Genomic DNA, 18,612 nt, shown 5'->3' on the forward strand with positions numbered 1-18,612 from the left:
ATGGTAAAAGTAAATTCTCATATTAGTAGTTACAATCCAAATGATGCTATTTTTCTATTAAAAGATATTAGTGATTTAATGAAAGAAAGTTCCACGGAAACTAGAGAACAAGCAATTCAAGCTGGCACACATTATTCCGAAATGTTACCAATGGAATATAAACCATCTAAAGCGTATATGGATTTATTCTTTTCTTCCCTGCAACAATACAAACACAAACTAGCCATCGCTGTTGGAGTTGTCGCCGAACAGATTATACAAACTAAAGGAACTAACCTTGTCCTCGTTTCATTAGCTCGTGCTGGTACACCTATTGGCATTCTTATCAAACGCTACATACGCTATCAATACAACCTTGATGTACCTCACTATTGTATTTCTATTGTTCGCGGACGCGGTATTGATGAAAATGCACTCCATTATATTTTAGAACATCACCCTAAAGAAACAATTCAATTCATTGATGGATGGACTGGGAAAGGTGCAATAAAAAAAGAATTAGAATATGCAGTACACACATTTAACGAACGAAATAATACACACATTTCTCATTGTATGGCTGTGCTTGCTGATCCCGGTTACTGTACTTCAATTTACGGTACACGTGAAGATTTTCTTATTCCTAGCGCTTGCTTAAATGCAACAGTCTCTGGACTAATTAGCCGCACTGTACTAAATGACACCTATATCCGTCCAAATGATTTTCATGGTGTTAAATATTATAAAGAGCTAGAACAAGAAGATTTATCAAATTTCTTCGTTGATGAGGTAACAGATTTATTCCCTTCTGTTCATTCTCATATAGATAATCAATTACGTTATATTACTTCAACTTACACTGATCCCTCTTGGCAAGGATTAAAAGATATACAGTCTATCCAAAATCACTTTAAAATTGACGATATTAACTTAATTAAGCCAGGAGTCGGTGAAACAACTCGCGTATTACTCCGGAGAATACCGTGGAAAATTTTAATACGCCAGCAAAACAATCCCGATTTAAAGCATATTTTACTTCTCGCTAAAGAAAAGAATGTCCCTATTGAAATCTATGAGAATATGGCTTATTCATGTTGCGGGCTCATTAAGCCTCTTAGGAAGGAAACAATATGATTTTCGCCAGTGATCTTGATCAAACGCTTATTTATTCCCGGAAATCGTTTCGTGCCCCTATAGAAGATGAATCAATTCAACTCATTGAAACTTTAGATGGAAAAGAAATTTCTTTCATATCACATAAAACCATTTCACTACTAAAAAAATTACAACTGCACTCACATTTCATCCCAGTTACAACAAGAACTATTGAGCAGTTTCAGCGTATTGCTTTATTCCAAAACGAAATCATTCCCGAATACGCCATTACAAGTAACGGCGGTAATATCCTTCATAACGGGAAACAAGATGGGACTTGGAACAGGACAGTAAAAGAAAGACTATCGGTTGAATGTATAGAGAGAAACGACATACTAAAGGAATTTGGACAAATAGCTCATAAAGATTGGGTTATATCACAAAAAACAGCTGATGATCTATTCCATTATTGCATTATTAAACGGGAGAACATTCCTTATGATGAATTATCATCCTTCACTTCCTGGTTAGACAAACACGGCTGGAATCATTCACTTCAAGGTAGAAAGCTATACTTTGTACCAAAACCAATTAATAAATGGGACGCCGTGCAATATATAAAAGAAATTTTGCAAATAGATACGATTATTACAGCTGGGGATTCTTTACTTGATTTATGTATGCTTGAAAAGGCGAACCATGCCTTCGCACCACTTCATGGTGAGTTAGGGGCAATGCATGATAACTTACAACCCCATATTTTAAAAACAGACGCAATCGGCATATATGCCGCAGAAGAAATCGTAAATAAATCACTTCAAATTATTCACAGTTCATTACCTACCTCATGATCATAATATGCACAATTGCATACGCACCGCGATTAAACAGATGGTACAATTTATTTGAATCGCTGTTGCTACACTTCTTGATTAAAGAAAAGGCGTTAACACGGAAATTAGCGTCTTATCAACCTCAAGCAATTGGCACATTTTGTCATCTTAAAAGACACTCGAACGAGTGTCTTTTTTCTATATCTAACAAGGACTTACTCATTTCAAAGTATAAATACATAAAATAATGTAAATCATTACACGCATGAATCACTCTCTAAAAGTTATAAAGTAGATTCAAAATAAAAAAAGCACTCTTAACTAGAGTGCTTTTTACTTTCAAACAAGGAGGCTACATATATGGATAGTACTCTCGTATTTAACTTTGGCATTGGTATTGTTATCATTTTATTCGTCTTCTTTGTACTTTGTATGAGCGGGGTATAAAAAGGCGATTTTCGAGCGTCTTTTTATACATACATATGTATTACTTGACTTCTATAAAGGTAGTAACCATAATGGTTACAGATATACAAATAGCTATTCACATATCCACAAATAGGAGGAAGAACAATGAAACATGTAATCGTTTATGCACACCCAAATACAGAAAGCTTCAACCATGCAATTTTAGAAACGGTAAAACGTGAATTAGAAGAAAAAGGTCATGAAGTACGCGTTCGCGATCTATACGAATTAAACTTCAATCCAGTATTAGGCGCTTCCGATTTCATCTCATTTTCTCAAGGAAATACACCCGAAGATATTAAAGAAGAACAAGAGCATATCTCTTGGGCTGATAGCATTACATTTATTTATCCAGTTTGGTGGGCGGGACTTCCTGCTATTTTAAAAGGATACGTTGACCGTGTGTTTAGCCATGGATTTGCTTATGCTTACGGTGAAAACGGCATTGAAAAGTTATTAAGCGGTAAAAAAGGATTGTTATTATCTACAATGGGTAATACGAAAGAGGCATACACAGCAGGCGGCATGTTTGATGCAATGAAGAAAACAGCGGATGTTGGTATTTTTGAATTTACAGGTATTGAAACACTTGAGCATACATTCTATACAAGTGTCCCTTCTGTGGATAATGATGTGCGTAAACAATATCTTGAAGAAGTAAAAGACGTTGTGAATCGTGCATTCTAATAAAATTATATCAGCGATTTTTTTTAATATATCGGCGTAACTCAGATTATATCGGCGATTTTTCAAATATATCGAATTACCGACAAAAATCGACACTAGTCACAACGAAATAAAAAAAGCTGTTCCAAAGTTTGGAACAGCTTTTTTCATTACATCTTCTCAATCCACTCCGTCAAGTTATGCACAACTTGCGTCGGTTGAACTTCGTATTCTGTTAACTTCTCCACAGTTGTGACTCCAGTGTGGACAAGAAGCGTATGCATACCAGCATTTACTCCTGCTAAAATGTCTGTATCATAGTTATCCCCAACCATTAATGCTTCATCTTTTCCTATACCAAGAACTTTTAAAGCTTGTTCCATAATGATTGATTCTGGTTTTCCGATAAAGATTGGATCCACACCTGTCGATACTGCTACAACCGATGTTAATGAACCGTTACCTGGTAATAACCCGCGCTCAGTTGGGATGGCAATGTCCCCATTTGTGGAAATAAACGTTGCGCCGTTACGCACAGCAAGACACGCTTTTGCTAACTTTTCATATGTGATGTCACGATCTAAACCAACAACAACGAAATCAGGATTTTCATCCACAAGTTCAAATCCTTTTTCCACAAGTGCATCGTGTAAGCCTTCTTCACCAATCATATATACAGTTGCATCTTGTTTACGTTCATAAATGAAGTTCGCAGTCGCCATACTCGTTGTGAATACTTGCTCTGCTTTCGCTGGAATATCGAAACGAACAAGTTTTTCTGCCACTTGTTCTGGTTTACGCGTTGAGTTATTCGTAACGAATAAATAAGGAATGCCGCGCTCTCCTAAAGCTTTTACGAAGTCGCTCGCTTCTTCAATTTGTTCTTCTCCGCGATACATCGTACCGTCTAAGTCAATTAAGTAACCTTTATACATCATTATGTCTCTCCTTCTATGCTAACGTTCTCACCTATCATACCACTCTTATATTACCCGCTTTTTCCAAAGAAAAAAACGCTTTACCTTAAAGCGCCCCATAACGTTCATTTTTTCTCTTTTATTTGGTAAGAACAACTACAATCGCCCTCGCACATGTTTGCTAGCGTTTTCACATCTGCGTTCGTAAATAAACGCTTATACATCTCTTTTTCATCTTCACATACTTGCGGGAATCTCTCTGCAATTTCTTTTAACGGACAGTTTTGTTTTTCAATTACGAAAGAGTTCTCTCCATCTCTCTTTATTTGAACCATATAACCATTTTTCTCTTGCATAGCTGCTATCTCTTGCACTTTATATGCTAAATTCTTTTGATTACTTACTCTCTTTTGCAACTGTTCTTCCATTCGCTTCGTTCTCTCTTTTAAAACGTAACGAAGTATTTTTTCATCGCCCATTCGAGCTAAATCTTCTAGCATATCAATCGCAAATTGCTTATACTCTTTCGGGAATGTATCTTCTCCCTTTTCACTTAATCCATACAAATAAGTTGGTCTTCCGACATGTTGCCTTACCATCTTAGAATAAATGAGTCCGTCTTTCTCAAGATTACTTAAATGTCTTCTGATTGCCATTTCTGTAATCTCTAAAACGTCAGCTAGTTCAGCTACTGTGTGCTCTCCCTTTACTTTCAACAATTGTACAATCTCGTCTTTCGTAGTACGTGCTTCCCCCATACTTCACCCTTCTCCCTTTTCTTTCTCACATACAATATAAGATCCCCAAAAGGTATTCTCTGGGGATCTTATAAGCATAATTATTCTGGTACAAATGCAGATACAGGTCCTAATTCCTTTTCTAAATAACTGCGAATATTTGCTGGGTACTTTTCCACCACTGCAATATGTTTTTGAATCGTCTTATATAATTCATCATGATTCATTTGAATATAATCTTGCGTAAGCATTTTTCGAAGAAGGATAATTTCTTTCATCCCTTGGCCATCTTCTTCACTTATCACTCGCTCGTCCATTAAAATATCAATAATATCTTCATAGCTTCCTGGATCGCGCATAATAAATCCATCGATCATCGCATTTCCTACATCTAATACAGTATCAATAATAAGATGGGCTATGCGCTCTAATGCGTAAAATTCAAACTCGGTTTCATATATCTTTTTCTCTTGAAATGTACTTGTTGCTCGTTCTAAACATACTAGCATTTGTTCTATTTTCTTTCTGTCTACAAAATACATGAATGTCACCTACCTGGAAATTAAAGCATTTACATTTTAATTGTAACGCTTTCTTCTGAAAAAATCGACAATTTTTCGAATTCACCTTTTCTCCGTTATTTGTTATAGTTATATTTGTATGATTTTTGAAATTGGAGGAATGGAATCTTGGAACGTGAACTCGCACTAGAAATTGTCCGTGTAACAGAAGCAGCAGCCTTAGCATCCGCACAGTGGATGGGCCGCGGAAAGAAAAATGAAGCAGATGATGCAGCAACTACAGCAATGCGTGATATGTTCGATTCAGTAAACATGGCAGGTACAGTTGTAATTGGTGAGGGAGAACTTGATGAAGCACCGATGTTGTATATTGGTGAAGAACTAGGAACAGGTAACGGTCCGGAAGTAGACATCGCCGTTGATCCATTAGAAGGTACAAACATCGTTGCAAAAGGTCTTGCAAATGCAATGGCAGTTATTGCAATCGCAGACAAAGGGAACCTTCTTCATGCTCCTGATATGTACATGGAAAAAATCGCGGTTGGTCCAAAAGCAGCTGGTAAAATTAGCTTAGATGATCCAATTGAAAAAACAATTGAAATTGTAGCAGAAGCTAACAATAAAAAGATTCGTGACCTAACGGTTATCGTTCAAGAACGTGAACGTCATCAAGATATTATTGACCGTGTTCGTGCAAAAGGTGCACGCGTAAAATTATTTGGTGACGGTGATGTTGGTGCGTCAATCGCAACAGCACTACCTGGAACGGGTATCGACTTATTCGTAGGTATTGGCGGAGCTCCAGAAGGTGTTATTTCTGCAGCAGCATTAAAGTGCCTTGAAGGTGAAATGCAAGCTCGCTTAGTTCCAATGAACGAAGAAGAAGAAGCTCGTTGTCGTGAAATGGGATTAGAAGACCCTCGTCAACTTCTTATGTTAGATGACTTAGTATCTGGGGATGATGCAATCTTCTCAGCAACTGGTGTATCTGCTGGTGAGTTATTAGACGGTGTTAAATTCCTTGGCGGAGATTTAGCTGAAACATACTCTATCGTAATGCGTTACAAAACAAGAACAGTACGATTCATTAAAACACATCACCATTTAGATCATAAACCACACTTAAACTTAGATATTTAATAAAGGAGCCATGTGTATGGAAGAACGTTTCTTTCTGTACGACGACACTGTCGCTACAAAAACTCGTTTCGTTAGCTTTATGGGAGAAAATGAGCGTCACGATTTAGCGCTTTTATACTCCGATCGTCATTACGGTAAAACAATTGTACTTGATATGCAAAGTAATAAATTTGCAATTATCGGTGCTGACGATTTAAACGAACCAGGCTACTTAGAGCACGCATTTTCTATGACTGAAGAAATTGCAGAAGAATTACGCTCATTTTTATTTGAACTTATATAATTTATCGTATGCACCAGCTATTTTAGCTGGTGTTTTTCCGCCTTCATTATTTCGAATTTTCAGTATTATATGTTATAATGAAGAATAAATCTATTTGGATAGAAAGGACGTTATCTACGTATGCCAACATTTACTTTGTAATGGACCAGCAATTGGATAGCATTACTCTCAAAAAAGCACCACGCTTTTTCAAGGGAGTAGTCTGCCCATTCCCATTACAAAGGAACGTATTGCATCTGTAGTATGATGTTTACGGAGGTTCCTCTTTGGGGAACCTCCTTTTATTTTTGTCTTTTTCTCATGTCTTCATACTACAAGACATCCAAATAGCTGTATTACGTTTCTTTGCCACTACTATAAGAGGTGAAGGAAAATGCAGAAAGTACAACTTTCTTGGAGTTTATATGAAAATCAGCAACACACAATCGAAAAATATTGTAAAAATTGCGGACGTACTACCCTATTTACTGATACGAATATTCGTAGGCATAACGCCAATGGAAAAAACATATACCGCTTTGCCATTTATAAATGTTCGAAAGATCATACGTGGAATCAAAAACTGCGTATTTATAAATCATTTACTGATCACGTTGAAACGATTGATATGACTCAGCAAGATCAAACAGAAACAAGTACTACTATTTCTATTACGCAACATAAAGAAAGTGGCGTAGCTGAAATCACGATCGTATTAGATATCGTTTTCGGTTCCCACCGCATTGATAAAGCCTTATCCACATATATTTCCGACTGGAGCCGTACACGCATTGTGGATAAAATTAAAAATGGGGATATTCAATTAAATGGACAACAAATGAAACCAAATGCAATACTTTCTGAAGGCGATCATATCTCGATTTGTTTATAAGCGAGAATATGTAAAAAATCCTCTTACAATTGTAAGAGGATTTTTTTATTTCTTCACTTTTCGTAATACGAAGTGTGCACAACCGAAGTTACAGTACTCGTATAAATACTCCGTTAACGTACTAATTTTCGTATCATATGTCGCACGTTGGTTACTATCATCAAAGAATCCTCGCAGTCTAAGTTGCTCATATCCCCAGTCTCCAACGATATAATCATATTTATTTAAAATTTCTGCATAGCGCTCTTTAAATGCTTCTTCACTAAAACCGTCACGAAAGTTTTTAATTACTTCGTACTGAACATTATTAATGCTCACCGTAGCATGAATCTCTTGCTCTTGCTTTTGCTCCATCATTAACTTCCTCTCTAAGCATTCTTCTTTTTATCGTATCACAAAGCATAACAACCAACAATTTCAAATACAAAAAATTGCAAATTAGTACATGCTATGGAGAAGGAGGTGATACATCGTGAAAAAACAAATTTTACTTTCCCTTCTCACTCTTTCCTTATTTGCAGGCTGCCAATCAGCGAACAAAGCTGAAATGGAACGTGAAGAAGGAAGCCGTGTTCTTGTTTCCAATAAAAACGACATGTATCATACGAAAAATACAAATACAAGACTCACAAGAGTCGGTTATTCTTCTAAACAAAAGCATGAAGTATCTAACAAACAAGTAGGGGCCATTAATCGCGAGAAAGTCGCTGAAATGATTACAAGCATGACAGTCAAACTTCCTGACGTTACAAACGCTGCTACACTCGTTACCGATGATGAAGTATTTGTTGTATACCGTGCAAACACAACGGATCCAAAACTCGTAGCAGATCAAGTATATAAAACCGCTTTGTCCATCGTCCCTCGCTATTATAAAGCATATGTATCAACAGACCAAAAGTTAATTTCTCAAATTCAAGGGCTTCAATCTGGCGCATTAAATGATACAGAATATACGCAAAGCCTCGATATGCTAAAACGTGAAATGAGTAAAAATCCTCATTTGAACAATACGGGGGATCAGACTTTAAATAATATGATTAAAAAGTAAAACAGGTGGAGAGAACCTCCACCTGTTTTACTTTTTATTTTTTATTACGATCCGCATAAATCTCCATCGCATCACACATAAACTGCGCTAACCCCTCGCCAAACTTATCGATATTTTTCGTAAAGCGCTCATCAGCGACGTACATTTGACCGAGTCCCTTAAAAGCGTCTAATGAATAGTGACTAAAGTTTTGCAAGTAATCGTACCATACTTTGATAGCTGCCTGCGCCTCTTTAGAATCTGGTGCATCGTGTCTAAGCGTTGCTAAATTTCTATAAATAGCATTAAACTCCTCTTGGTTCTCTTTTGACATACCTTTTGCATATTCGTTCGCTTTATCTACAGCTGCATCTCCCCATTTTTCACGTGCTTCTTCTTCATATGGGTTATGGCTGAAATCGAATCCTTCAAATTTCTCTTTATTCGTCATTTCAATCTCTCCTTTTGTATGCTGAATTGTTTTATCAATCGTCGCAATCACCTTATCTAATCTGGCACGCTTTTCAAGAAGCATCTTCTTATGAAGCTGTAGTGCCTCTTCGCGATCAAATGATGGACTCATGATAATCTCTTTAATTTTCTTCAAAGGGAAGCCAAGCTCTTTAAAAAACAAAATTTGCTGCAATGTCTCTAAATTTTCATTGGAATACAGACGATATCCAGACTCTGTCGTCTCATCTGGGGTTAACAACCCAATTTCATCGTAATGATGCAGTGTGCGCACACTAATTCCAACTAAATCAGCTACTTCTTTTACTCTCATTGTCATTTGTATCTCCCCCTTAGTACATACGATAAAGTATGACGCAACGTTAGAGTCAATAAGTAAATTCATTTTCTTTCTAAAAGTTTCATCTCTCCCCTATTTCATGCATAATAGATATGTACATATATTAGAAAGCGGTGAAAGTATGGTTTCAAATACTGTAATTGCCAGCATCATTTTTCAACTCATTGTCTCGATTCTGGTCCCAATTATCGTACTCGTTTATTTCCGTAAAAAATATAATATTAATTGGAAAGTAGTCGGCGTTGGTGTTCTTATCTTTATCGGATTCACCCAAATTCTTGAAACACCATTCCACCTATTTATGCGCGGTAATCCAACAATCGCTCCATTTTTAGAAAATCCGTTTGTCTTCGCAATTTATGGCGGATTGACTGCTGGTATTTTTGAAGAATTAGGACGCTTCGTTGCCTTCTTCTTCTTACTAAAAAAATATCTAGAATATAAAGATGGCTTCGCTTATGGAATTGGTCACGGCGGAATTGAATCTATTTTAATTGGCGGTTTTTCTGCATTACAAGCATTAATTTTTGCTAATTCTATTAACGATGGTAGCTTCTCTCGACTGATTGAACAAAAACCCGAGCTCAGTATTTTACAGGACATGTTAATTCAGCAACCTGCCTACTTATACTTCCTTGGTAGCTTAGAAAGAATTATGGCACTCGTGCTTCAAATCGCCTTTACAATGCTTGTTTTATACGCAGTAAAACAGAAGAAATACATCTTCCTAGTATACGCTATACTATTCCACGCATTTGTAGACTTTTTCGCGGCACTTTACCAAACAAAAACAATCAACATCTTCGTTGCCGAAGGAATTACACTTCTGTGTACAATTGGCGCTGTCGTTCTTATTCGCAAAATGAAAGAGAAATTAATGAGTGTACCGGAGTAAAAAATAAACCACCAAAATTGGTGGTTTATTTTTTATATGGATGATAACTTTTGCCCTCTTGCAGCTCCCTCTTTGTTTCTGCATCTATAACGATGTACTTATGAAACGCTTCTACTTCATTTTGAGTAAAAGAAGCGAAAAAATAGACTTGGCGATCAGGGTGAACAAAAAAATCTTGAAGCACCACTCTACTTCGACAACCGACAGCTGTTTTTTGCAGGAAAGAAAATTCCTCATCAGCCACTTCTTTAAATGAAATTTTTTTACGAACACTATATGCTGCATTTTTGTACTCTTTATAAATTTTCTTATCTAACTGTTTATAAAAAACATCCCCACTCACAAATGACTTATTTTGATTGCTTGGATAATTTAGTTTTCGGTTGGATTCTGCATATGTTGTGGACAATTGCGCAAGAAAACAAATAATGAATACGATACATATCATTTTTTTCATCATTGCACCTCAATTTTTTATTATCCACATTACTTTTCCACATATTTAAATCCATATGCTGTTTCCAATAAAAAGGAATTTTTTCCACATTTGTCGAAGTATATAGCGTCAACTTGAAAGATGGGGATGAATTATGAAGAAAATTATTTTAATACGACATTGTTCAGCAACTGGGCAAGAATGTGATGCTGAATTAACGACCGATGGAAAAGACCAAGCAAATACCCTTGCTACATTCCTCTTAGAAAATACTCTACAAATCGATCATATTATTTCAAGCCCATTTGTCCGAGCTATCGATTCCATTCGGCCCTATGCACTCCAAGCTAACTTATCTATCCAAGAAAATGAACGATTAACTGAACGCATATTGAGCAACGTTCCAATGGATGATTGGATGCAAAAACTAGAATCCACTTTTACGAATATAGATATTGCCTTTTCAGGCGGAGAGTCAACAAAACAAGCAACAGACCGTGCCATATCGCTTATTCAAGACGTTTTACAATTAAACCATACGACAACACTACTTGTTACACATGGCAATTTACTTACGCTCATTTTAAAGCATTTTGATCATACGATTGGCTTTAATGAATGGAGAACTTTAACGAATCCTGATATTTACGAAATTACAATCGACGAACAATGTATCATAACACGCTTATGGGAAGCATCGTCCAAGTAATATCCCTTTCCAAAACATTCAGTTGACGCCACGAGAAGAGACTGTTCTAACAATAGAAAGGGGTATCATTTCATATGTACGAAGACGTACTTGCTTTACTACATAAAACAAATGTTTCTTATGAAAAATTCGAACACGAACCAGTACTCGATTATGAGACGGATCGGATCGTACGCGAGAGACTTGGCTTACAAGGCACTCCAAGTAAAAGCTTATTTTTAAAATCAAAGTCTGGAGATTATTACGTATTTTTTACGTTAGAGGGCACAAGGCTTAACCGGGGAGAGATGAAAGAACTAACAGGAGAACGCTTATCTCTCTGTTCTCCTGATGAACTGCGAGACAAAACTGGTTGTACGCCGGGATGTGTGGCTCCTTTCGGATATTCACACGATGTAACAATTATTGTGGATAACGCTATTTATACGTACGATAAAATTTTAATTACACCTGGTGTACCTGAATTTACAATTGAATTATCCACAGAAGAATTAAAAAAGATTTTATTAACATGTACAAATACCGTTTTAGAGTACAAACAAAAAGAGAGCTGATCGTTAGCTCTCTTTTTTCATTATTTAGCTTCTGCTGTTTTTTCTTTTGCAGAACGTACTTGCTCGTCCGCATGGTAAGAAGAACGCACAAGTGGGCCAGCTTCACAGTGGCTAAATCCTTTGCTAAGTGCAATTTCTTTAAGCTCTGCAAATTCTGCTGGTGGATAATATTTAATAACTGGTAAATGCTTCTTAGATGGTTGTAGATATTGTCCAAGAGTTAAAATATCCACATTGTTTGCACGTAAGTCATCCATTGCTTCAATTAAATCTTCTCTTGTTTCACCTAAGCCGACCATAATGCTCGATTTAGTTGGAATATCAGGCTGCATTTCTTTTGCTCGACGTAAAAACTCTAATGAACGGTCATACTTTGCTCTAGCGCGAACTCGGTTAGATAATCGACGTACTGTTTCAATGTTATGGTTTAAAATATCTGGTTTTGCATCCATTAACATTTTTAAGTTTTCTTCTACCCCAGCCATATCAGATGGTAATACTTCGATAGACGTGAATGGGTTTTTACGACGTACTGCTCGTACTGTTTCAGCAAAAACAGCTGCTCCGCCGTCCTTTAAATCATCACGTGCAACCGCTGTTATAACAACGTGCTTTAAGCCCATTTGTACTACTGAATCTGCTACGCGTTCTGGTTCTTGTAAATCAAGCTCAGTTGGTAAGCCTGTTTTAACCGCACAAAAACGACAAGCACGTGTACAAACCGCACCTAAAATCATAAATGTTGCTGTTTTTCTTACAGCCCAGCATTCATGAATATTCGGACATTTTGCCTCTTCACAAACGGTATGAAGATTTTTAGAACGCATCATTTTCTTTAAGCCTGTATAGTTTTCATTCGTGTTTAACTTAATTTTCAACCATTCGGGCTTGCGCTTATATTCTGTTTGTTTTGTCATGGTTATCAACTCCGCACAATATGAAATAGTTTACCGTGTTCGCTTCTTTCAATGTAACATATCTATTCTAACGTATGAAAGCGATTTGCTCAAATGAAGATTCTAAGATTTTTTCCAATCGTTCCCTATAATGAAATACTCCGTATATCCCACACTAAAAAGAGTGATGTTGTGAAAGGAGTCTATTTCATGCTTCGAAAAATTTCTCTTTTGCTTTCTATTTGTTTTCTTCTCCACCAAAACATCGCTTACGGTGAAGATAATCAGCAAAGCATATACGAAAAGCGCATAGCACTATATAAAGAAACCGAGCAGTCTTCAGGCATTCCATGGTATTACTTAGCTGCAATGGATCAATATGAAAGAAATATACGGAGCGTAAGAAAAGATATTCCAAAAAAACCAGATGCCATCATTTCCCTTTATTTCAAACCAGAAATATGGGCTGGACCTGTTAATAGTAACGATACTCTCCCCCATACAATTTCTCTATTTGGCGGAATAGGTTTAGATGGTGACAAAGATGGATTTGCAAATGCAAATAGCGACCGTGATCTTCTGCATACCGCAGCGACTATTTTAAGGAAACAAGGAACGTCAGAAGACCGTATTAAAATTATGCTTTGGGAATATTATAGACGTGCAAAAACAGTTGATTTAATTAGCGAGTACGCCCAAATTTATAAACATTATGGACGTATTAATTTAGAAGGAAATGCTTTTCCTCTTCCGATTCGTAGTGACCATAGCTACCGTAGTACTTTCGGCGCTGGAAGAAGTTTTGGCGGAAGACGAATTCATGAAGGAACCGATATTTTCGCCGGATATGGCGTGCCAGTAAGATCGACTTGCTATGGCATTATTGAAACAAAAGGCTGGAACCGCCTTGGTGGATGGCGCATTGGTATTCGTGACCTTCATAACAATTACCATTATTACGCTCATTTAGGCGGGTTCTCAAAAGAAATACAGCTTGGACAAATTGTTGAGCCAGGAAAAGTAATTGGATTTGTTGGTAGCACTGGTTATGGACCTCCTGGTACAGCCGGAAAATTCCCACCCCACTTACATTTTGGCATATATAAAGACAATGGCTATACAGAATGGGCCTTCGATCCATACATGCATTTAAGCCTTTGGGAACGCAAAGAACGAGCAAATACAAAAAGATAACCGTAGCTGCATTGCTACGGTTATTTTTTATCCAGTAACAGCTCGGCTCAGCCGAGTTTCACTTTATATGCAACTAACTATCTGTTTTCTTTTTATCAGGTACAGCAACACTTCCGCTTCCATAATACGTAGGCACTTCCCCTTGAACGATACGCGTCGCAATCGGAACATTTTGTTTCACAGTTATCTCTTTCGTATGAAATGGAATAATTACTTGCAATGTTACTTCCATTTCCATAACAATTTGAATCGCTGTAGTATTAATTCCATGCGGCTCAATTTTTTGTTTAATATCTGTATTCACATGCCCAATTGGCGTGAACTGAATCGGAATATCTGGTCCTATATTACCAAGAAGTGCATTATCAGTTACACGTCCAAAAGGAACTGCCATAGTCGCCCCGTTTTTTTCAGAAATACCTAGCTCCTTCAACTTTCCTTGTTCTACTTGTTGCAAATATTTTTCTATGTACGTGGTCGTTGACGTTACGATTTCATTTACTTGCTTCGTATTTAAATTAATTGTGGATACTTTTCCGTTTTTATCATTCTGTACTTTCATTAATGAATCGACATCGAATCCTTCATTAATTCTATCCTTTACCGCCTTCGTCATAATTGCTGTCGCCATTTTATGTGTCTCTACTTCCCCATATTTAATTAAGGTCGGCTGAATACTATTATTCACAATCCACAACCCTTGCGTAAGTAATATAACAAAAAGAATAAACGACATAAGCAGTATATACCGAAAGGCAATAGGTCCCCTTCGAAACCGCGAGTTTTTCGAGCGAAATATACTCATAAAAAAACCTCCTTCTTATATCATTTCTATGCAAGAAGGAGGGACGATATATGCTTATCTCATTTTTAATAATGCTTCTTTTCCAATCGTTCCTACTGGAATTCCTAACGCTTCAGCTCCAGTCGTTACCGATTCTAGTGGCGCTTCAAGAAGTTGTTCAATCGTTCTTACACCAACCGCACGGCCAGCAATAATTCCTCGATCACCTAATTTCTCATTTAAAAGACCTACATCTAATGCACCACACATAATATATCCTTTATCGCTCATTACAGCTAGCAAATTCGTCTTTGGAAGTTTCACGCTAACCGCAATAAACGTATAATTATCAATTATAATTGGCTCCACATTAACCATAGTTCACACTCCTCTCTTTCTTATCTGTATGACAAGAGAAAAATGAGTGTTACAAGTTAACTAGCCTATAGTTTAACGGAAGTTGTATGAGTTATTAACATATCCGTTAACACATCTCTAAGTAGTTCTGGCATATAATATTGTTTGCCAGAAAGTGTGGATAGCTCTGGGTATAAGTATCCAAACGTAAACATATCGATTGTTCCTACCGTATATATACGGTCTAACTCCAGCGATTCGCCGTTAATCAATACATCTTCTAATAAAATTTTATTGCCAGGAATCGTATCTGGAATGACTTCTACACCAGCATAAATCATTTTCCCCATCACTTTCCCCCGAAATCCGAATCCTTTCACCTCAAGATTCTCCATGTTCGGTTTACGTGCTTTCAAAATAACTTCTCTTAATATCTTTCCTGGAACTTTCAAAGCACACGGATTAATTGGATGTGGACAAATTCTGTGAATATCTCCGCGCGTTACAACACCCTCTTCTAGCCCTTCAAGAAGTACACCGGCGTTCACCATGCCAATCTCTGCATCGCACCATGTTTTCAGCGCACTTGCTAACATATGAGAAAACGGCGTCTCCTGAAACCAATCAACCGGTAATGACTCTTTTAAATGAACGACAGGCTCTGCCATTATATGATTACTTTCTTCCTGCAGTATTTCAATTGTGGATAACGGCTCGCTATAAGCACCTAACCGTTCCGTCTTAATCGCTCTACCGTCCTTTTTCAACAGCTTCTTCGTCTCTTTATCCACAGTAAGCTGAACGTGGCCAACGTAACGTCCCCACTTTTCACAACAGCAAAGTAAAGTATTGTTCAGTAGAACACCACGCTCAAATAAATGATGCGTATGTGCACCTAAAATAACATCTATATCATAATGCTCTGCCATATACTCATCCATACTTTTTCCAAGGTGAGATAGGACAACGGTAATATGCGCCTCATCTTTCACTTCTTCTAAAATAGACTCTAAATGGATAAGCGGATCTTCAATATGCCAATCGAGCATATGATAAAACTCTGGATAAGCTACCGTTAATCCGATAAAAGCAATGATAATCCCATCTGTCGTCGTATGTAATTTATAAGGCTTCGCCCACGCTGGACGTACCCCTTCTTTTTTAAATAAATTCGCAACGAGCACCTCAAATCCAGCATCATCATATAGACGATTCAAATGCTCCTTCGCTAACGTAATGCCTTCATTATTTCCGATCGTTACATAATCATATAACGCCTCATTTAAAAGCTTCGTATTCCCAAGGCCATTTGTCGCTTCCGAAATACTATGAAAACGATCCACATGATCACCGATATCAACCGTCAAAACAGTCTCTCCCGCTTCCTGTCTTCGCTTTTTCTCCCCTAGAACAAACCGAGAAATTTGCGGCCAATTTTCAAAATGACTATGTATATCGTTTGTATGATAAAGGTGGATGATTGTTTCTTTATTTGTATTCAGAGAAAAAACCTCCTCTCAGTTCCTTACTGCCATTTACGCTATGCGCACACAATAATCCTGTAAATACTTTTCGTCTTTTCTTGCTATTTTACATTGTACTCGCATTGTGAGAAAAAGCAAAAGATTGTCCTTTTCATATGAGAAACTTTTGCTAATGCAGGAAAGAATTCCAGATAGTGGAGGGAGGGGTGGATTTGTCAAAAAGTTTAATAGAGAATTCAGTGGGTGGTTGTTCAAGTGGATTTGTCAGTATCTTTGTCTTAAACCTAGTCGTTCTCTGTTCTTATAAAATGTTTAGGGTATGTGAGGATTTTCTTTTGTCTTATCTTGTCGACAAATCGATATTCCTTGTCGAAACGTTGATATATTGAAATAATCGTTGATATATTCCCGTTTATGATCGATATATTTGAAAAATCGTTGATATATTTAACTGAACACCCACCCGGGTATCCTCTCCCAAGTCAAGACAAGCCAAGACAAATCCGCAAAACAAAAAAGCGCCCTGCACAGCAGGGCGCTTCTACTTTATCTATTAACCAATAGAACCTTCCATCTCAAACTTGATTAGACGGTTCATTTCAACTGCGTATTCCATTGGAAGTTCGCGAGTGAATGGCTCGATGAAGCCCATTACGATCATTTCTGTAGCTTCTTGCTCAGAAATACCACGGCTCATTAGGTAGAATAATTGTTCTTCTGATACTTTCGATACTTTCGCTTCGTGCTCAAGTGAAACGTAATCGTTTTTGATTTCGTTGTAAGGAATTGTATCAGATGTAGATTGGTTATCCATGATTAACGTGTCACACTCGATGTTAGAGCGAGAGTTTTTCGCTTTTGGTCCGAAGTGTACGATACCACGGTAAGTTACTTTACCACCATGCTTCGCAATCGATTTAGAAACGATTGTTGAAGACGTGTTTGGTGCTAAGTGAATCATTTTCGCACCAGCATCTTGGTGTTGGCCTTTACCAGCAATCGCGATTGATAATGTTAAACCGCGAGCGCCTTCGCCTTTTAAGATAACTGCTGGGTATTTCATCGTTAATTTAGAACCGATGTTACCATCAATCCATTCCATCGTTGCGTTTTCTTCACAAACCGCACGTTTTGTAACTAGGTTGTATACGTTGTTCGCCCAGTTTTGGATTGTTGTATAACGGCAATACGCATCTTTTTTAATGATGATTTCTACTACCGCACTGTGAAGTGAGTTAGTAGTGTAAACAGGTGCTGTACAACCTTCTACGTAGTGTACGTGTGCGCCTTCGTCTACGATGATAAGCGTACGCTCGAATTGTCCCATATTTTCAGAGTTAATACGGAAATACGCTTGAAGTGGTGTATCAACTTTAATACCTTTTGGAACGTAGATGAATGATCCACCAGACCAAACTGCAGAGTTTAATGCAGAGAATTTGTTGTCTGTTGGTGGGATTACTTTTCCGAAATGCTCACGGAAAATATCTTCGTTCTCTTTTAATGCGCTATCTGTATCTTTGAAGACGATTCCTAGAGCTTCTAGGTCTTCTTTCATGTTGTGGTATACAACTTCAGATTCGTACTGTGCAGATACACCAGCTAAATATTTTTGCTCAGCTTCTGGAATACCTAATTTATCAAATGTTGCTTTAATTTCATCAGGTACTTCATCCCAAGACTTCTCAGATTTCTCAGATGGTTTTACGTAGTACGTAATTTCATCGAAATCTAAGTCGTTTAAGTCGCCGCCCCATTGTGGCATTGGCATTTCATAGAACTTATCCAGTGATTTTAAACGGAAGTCTAACATCCACTGTGGTTCTTCTTTCATACGTGAAATCTCTTCAACGATCTCTTTTGTTAAACCGCGTCCAGCACGGAAAATCGAAACGTCTTTGTCTTTGAAACCATATTTGTAATCGCCGATATCTGGCAGTTGCTTCGCCATG

At 37.3% G+C, this 18,612-nt stretch carries 22 protein-coding genes; 11 read left to right on the plus strand and 11 right to left on the minus strand.

Annotated features, from left to right (window positions below; genetic code table 11):
- From ATL10_RS17520 to ATL10_RS17535, 3 genes are all read left to right on the plus strand, one after another.
- Entirely contained in the window at positions 1-1,113 is a 1,113-nt protein-coding gene (locus ATL10_RS17520; protein WP_090978050.1) for a cysteine protease StiP family protein, read from the plus strand.
- Positions 1,110-1,925 carry an HAD family hydrolase gene (locus ATL10_RS17525; protein WP_000575379.1) on the plus strand — a complete coding sequence of 272 codons (816 nt, stop codon included), beginning with the start codon at positions 1,110-1,112 and terminating at the stop codon, positions 1,923-1,925. The genes ATL10_RS17520 and ATL10_RS17525 overlap by 4 nt, the downstream gene beginning before the upstream one ends.
- Positions 1,926-2,480: 555 nt before the next feature.
- Positions 2,481-3,062 (plus strand): NAD(P)H-dependent oxidoreductase, encoded by a 582-nt coding sequence (locus tag ATL10_RS17535; protein ID WP_000683411.1) that lies wholly within the window; start codon positions 2,481-2,483, stop codon positions 3,060-3,062.
- 149 nt (positions 3,063-3,211) lie between these two features.
- Here the strand turns inward: ATL10_RS17535 and ATL10_RS17540 are convergent, their stop codons facing one another.
- From ATL10_RS17540 to ATL10_RS17550, 3 genes are all read right to left on the minus strand, one after another.
- Complete coding sequence (locus ATL10_RS17540; RefSeq protein WP_000276470.1) at positions 3,212-3,976, minus strand: TIGR01457 family HAD-type hydrolase; 765 nt, start codon at positions 3,974-3,976, stop codon at positions 3,212-3,214.
- Between the two features lie 107 nt (positions 3,977-4,083).
- Complete coding sequence (locus tag ATL10_RS17545; protein ID WP_000503347.1) at positions 4,084-4,716, minus strand: helix-turn-helix transcriptional regulator; 633 nt, start codon at positions 4,714-4,716, stop codon at positions 4,084-4,086.
- 80 nt (positions 4,717-4,796) lie between these two features.
- Complete coding sequence (locus ATL10_RS17550) at positions 4,797-5,237, minus strand: DUF86 domain-containing protein (RefSeq protein ID WP_000274010.1); 441 nt, start codon at positions 5,235-5,237, stop codon at positions 4,797-4,799.
- 147 nt (positions 5,238-5,384) lie between these two features.
- Here ATL10_RS17550 and glpX point away from each other — a divergent pair, with 147 nt between their 5' ends.
- The 3 genes from glpX to ATL10_RS17570 all read left to right on the plus strand — a co-directional run bounded on the left by glpX (position 5,385) and on the right by ATL10_RS17570 (position 7,510).
- Positions 5,385-6,356, plus strand: a complete 972-nt coding sequence (gene glpX, locus ATL10_RS17555; protein WP_000439090.1) for a class II fructose-bisphosphatase — start codon at positions 5,385-5,387, stop codon at positions 6,354-6,356.
- Positions 6,357-6,372: 16 nt separating this feature from the next.
- Complete coding sequence (locus tag ATL10_RS17560) at positions 6,373-6,639, plus strand: DUF3055 domain-containing protein (protein WP_000392611.1); 267 nt, start codon at positions 6,373-6,375, stop codon at positions 6,637-6,639.
- 373 nt (positions 6,640-7,012) lie between these two features.
- Positions 7,013-7,510: a hypothetical protein gene (locus ATL10_RS17570; protein WP_001174588.1), complete on the plus strand. Its 498-nt coding sequence runs from the start codon at positions 7,013-7,015 to the stop codon at positions 7,508-7,510.
- Positions 7,511-7,555: 45 nt separating this feature from the next.
- Here ATL10_RS17570 and ATL10_RS17575 read toward each other — a convergent pair whose 3' ends face one another.
- A complete protein-coding gene (locus ATL10_RS17575) occupies positions 7,556-7,867 on the minus strand; it encodes a YutD family protein (protein ID WP_000970508.1) in 312 nt (103 codons plus the stop codon).
- A 115-nt stretch (positions 7,868-7,982) separates the two neighbouring features.
- On the opposite strand from ATL10_RS17575, the gene ATL10_RS17580 reads away from it, so the two are divergent.
- Positions 7,983-8,561, plus strand: a complete 579-nt coding sequence (locus ATL10_RS17580) for a YhcN/YlaJ family sporulation lipoprotein (protein ID WP_098329385.1) — start codon at positions 7,983-7,985, stop codon at positions 8,559-8,561.
- 34 nt (positions 8,562-8,595) lie between these two features.
- Here ATL10_RS17580 and ATL10_RS17585 read toward each other — a convergent pair whose 3' ends face one another.
- Positions 8,596-9,330 carry a MerR family transcriptional regulator gene (locus ATL10_RS17585; protein ID WP_000178777.1) on the minus strand — a complete coding sequence of 245 codons (735 nt, stop codon included), beginning with the start codon at positions 9,328-9,330 and terminating at the stop codon, positions 8,596-8,598.
- A gap of 100 nt (positions 9,331-9,430) precedes the next feature.
- On the opposite strand from ATL10_RS17585, the gene ATL10_RS17590 reads away from it, so the two are divergent.
- Positions 9,431-10,246, plus strand: a complete 816-nt coding sequence (locus ATL10_RS17590; RefSeq protein WP_002094186.1) for a YhfC family intramembrane metalloprotease — start codon at positions 9,431-9,433, stop codon at positions 10,244-10,246.
- Between the two features lie 25 nt (positions 10,247-10,271).
- Here the strand turns inward: ATL10_RS17590 and ATL10_RS17595 are convergent, their stop codons facing one another.
- Entirely contained in the window at positions 10,272-10,703 is a 432-nt protein-coding gene (locus ATL10_RS17595; protein WP_000738182.1) for a hypothetical protein, read from the minus strand.
- A gap of 133 nt (positions 10,704-10,836) precedes the next feature.
- On the opposite strand from ATL10_RS17595, the gene ATL10_RS17600 reads away from it, so the two are divergent.
- Positions 10,837-11,391, plus strand: a complete 555-nt coding sequence (locus ATL10_RS17600) for a histidine phosphatase family protein (protein WP_090978057.1) — start codon at positions 10,837-10,839, stop codon at positions 11,389-11,391.
- Positions 11,392-11,465: 74 nt separating this feature from the next.
- The gene (locus tag ATL10_RS17605; RefSeq protein WP_000272748.1) at positions 11,466-11,945 is read left to right on the plus strand and encodes a YbaK/EbsC family protein; all 480 of its coding nucleotides are present in this window, start codon (positions 11,466-11,468) and stop codon (positions 11,943-11,945) included.
- 20 nt (positions 11,946-11,965) lie between these two features.
- Here the strand turns inward: ATL10_RS17605 and lipA are convergent, their stop codons facing one another.
- A complete protein-coding gene (gene lipA / locus ATL10_RS17610) occupies positions 11,966-12,862 on the minus strand; it encodes a lipoyl synthase (RefSeq protein ID WP_000166367.1) in 897 nt (298 codons plus the stop codon).
- Positions 12,863-13,051: 189 nt separating this feature from the next.
- Here lipA and ATL10_RS17615 point away from each other — a divergent pair, with 189 nt between their 5' ends.
- On the plus strand, positions 13,052-14,035 hold the full coding sequence (locus ATL10_RS17615; RefSeq protein WP_110497255.1) for a M23 family metallopeptidase: 984 nt from the start codon (positions 13,052-13,054) through the stop codon (positions 14,033-14,035).
- A gap of 73 nt (positions 14,036-14,108) precedes the next feature.
- Here ATL10_RS17615 and yunB read toward each other — a convergent pair whose 3' ends face one another.
- The 4 genes from yunB to sufB all read right to left on the minus strand — a co-directional run bounded on the left by yunB (position 14,109) and on the right by sufB (position 18,611).
- The gene (gene yunB / locus ATL10_RS17620; RefSeq protein ID WP_089171937.1) at positions 14,109-14,840 is read right to left on the minus strand and encodes a sporulation protein YunB; all 732 of its coding nucleotides are present in this window, start codon (positions 14,838-14,840) and stop codon (positions 14,109-14,111) included.
- Between the two features lie 54 nt (positions 14,841-14,894).
- Positions 14,895-15,197: a YunC family protein gene (locus ATL10_RS17625; RefSeq protein WP_000248467.1), complete on the minus strand. Its 303-nt coding sequence runs from the start codon at positions 15,195-15,197 to the stop codon at positions 14,895-14,897.
- A gap of 65 nt (positions 15,198-15,262) precedes the next feature.
- Positions 15,263-16,678: a bifunctional metallophosphatase/5'-nucleotidase gene (locus ATL10_RS17630; protein WP_318588182.1), complete on the minus strand. Its 1,416-nt coding sequence runs from the start codon at positions 16,676-16,678 to the stop codon at positions 15,263-15,265.
- Between the two features lie 535 nt (positions 16,679-17,213).
- Positions 17,214-18,611 carry a Fe-S cluster assembly protein SufB gene (gene sufB / locus ATL10_RS17640; protein ID WP_001118824.1) on the minus strand — a complete coding sequence of 466 codons (1,398 nt, stop codon included), beginning with the start codon at positions 18,609-18,611 and terminating at the stop codon, positions 17,214-17,216.
- Between the last annotated feature and the right edge of the window lies 1 nt (position 18,612).

The sequence above is a fragment of the Bacillus sp. 196mf genome, assembly GCF_003217275.1.
Lineage (GTDB): Bacteria > Bacillota > Bacilli > Bacillales > Bacillaceae_G > Bacillus_A > Bacillus_A thuringiensis_S.

Coding starts and splice junctions, on each gene's coding strand:
- ATL10_RS17560 (WP_000392611.1), top strand. CDS start 6,373: ATGGAAGAACGTTTCTTTCTGTACGACGACACTGTCGCTACAAAAACT.
- ATL10_RS17545 (WP_000503347.1), bottom strand. CDS start 4,716: ATGGGGGAAGCACGTACTACGAAAGACGAGATTGTACAATTGTTGAAA.
- sufB (WP_001118824.1), bottom strand. CDS start 18,611: ATGGCGAAGCAACTGCCAGATATCGGCGATTACAAATATGGTTTCAAA.
- ATL10_RS17590 (WP_002094186.1), top strand. CDS start 9,431: ATGCATAATAGATATGTACATATATTAGAAAGCGGTGAAAGTATGGTT.
- ATL10_RS17615 (WP_110497255.1), top strand. CDS start 13,052: ATGCTTCGAAAAATTTCTCTTTTGCTTTCTATTTGTTTTCTTCTCCAC.
- lipA (WP_000166367.1), bottom strand. CDS start 12,862: ATGACAAAACAAACAGAATATAAGCGCAAGCCCGAATGGTTGAAAATT.
- ATL10_RS17570 (WP_001174588.1), top strand. CDS start 7,013: ATGCAGAAAGTACAACTTTCTTGGAGTTTATATGAAAATCAGCAACAC.
- yunB (WP_089171937.1), bottom strand. CDS start 14,840: ATGAGTATATTTCGCTCGAAAAACTCGCGGTTTCGAAGGGGACCTATT.
- ATL10_RS17520 (WP_090978050.1), top strand. CDS start 1: ATGGTAAAAGTAAATTCTCATATTAGTAGTTACAATCCAAATGATGCT.
- ATL10_RS17585 (WP_000178777.1), bottom strand. CDS start 9,330: ATGACAATGAGAGTAAAAGAAGTAGCTGATTTAGTTGGAATTAGTGTG.
- ATL10_RS17540 (WP_000276470.1), bottom strand. CDS start 3,976: ATGTATAAAGGTTACTTAATTGACTTAGACGGTACGATGTATCGCGGA.
- ATL10_RS17535 (WP_000683411.1), top strand. CDS start 2,481: ATGAAACATGTAATCGTTTATGCACACCCAAATACAGAAAGCTTCAAC.
- ATL10_RS17595 (WP_000738182.1), bottom strand. CDS start 10,703: ATGAAAAAAATGATATGTATCGTATTCATTATTTGTTTTCTTGCGCAA.
- ATL10_RS17605 (WP_000272748.1), top strand. CDS start 11,466: ATGTACGAAGACGTACTTGCTTTACTACATAAAACAAATGTTTCTTAT.
- ATL10_RS17525 (WP_000575379.1), top strand. CDS start 1,110: ATGATTTTCGCCAGTGATCTTGATCAAACGCTTATTTATTCCCGGAAA.
- ATL10_RS17550 (WP_000274010.1), bottom strand. CDS start 5,237: ATGTATTTTGTAGACAGAAAGAAAATAGAACAAATGCTAGTATGTTTA.
- ATL10_RS17625 (WP_000248467.1), bottom strand. CDS start 15,197: ATGGTTAATGTGGAGCCAATTATAATTGATAATTATACGTTTATTGCG.
- ATL10_RS17600 (WP_090978057.1), top strand. CDS start 10,837: ATGAAGAAAATTATTTTAATACGACATTGTTCAGCAACTGGGCAAGAA.
- ATL10_RS17575 (WP_000970508.1), bottom strand. CDS start 7,867: ATGATGGAGCAAAAGCAAGAGCAAGAGATTCATGCTACGGTGAGCATT.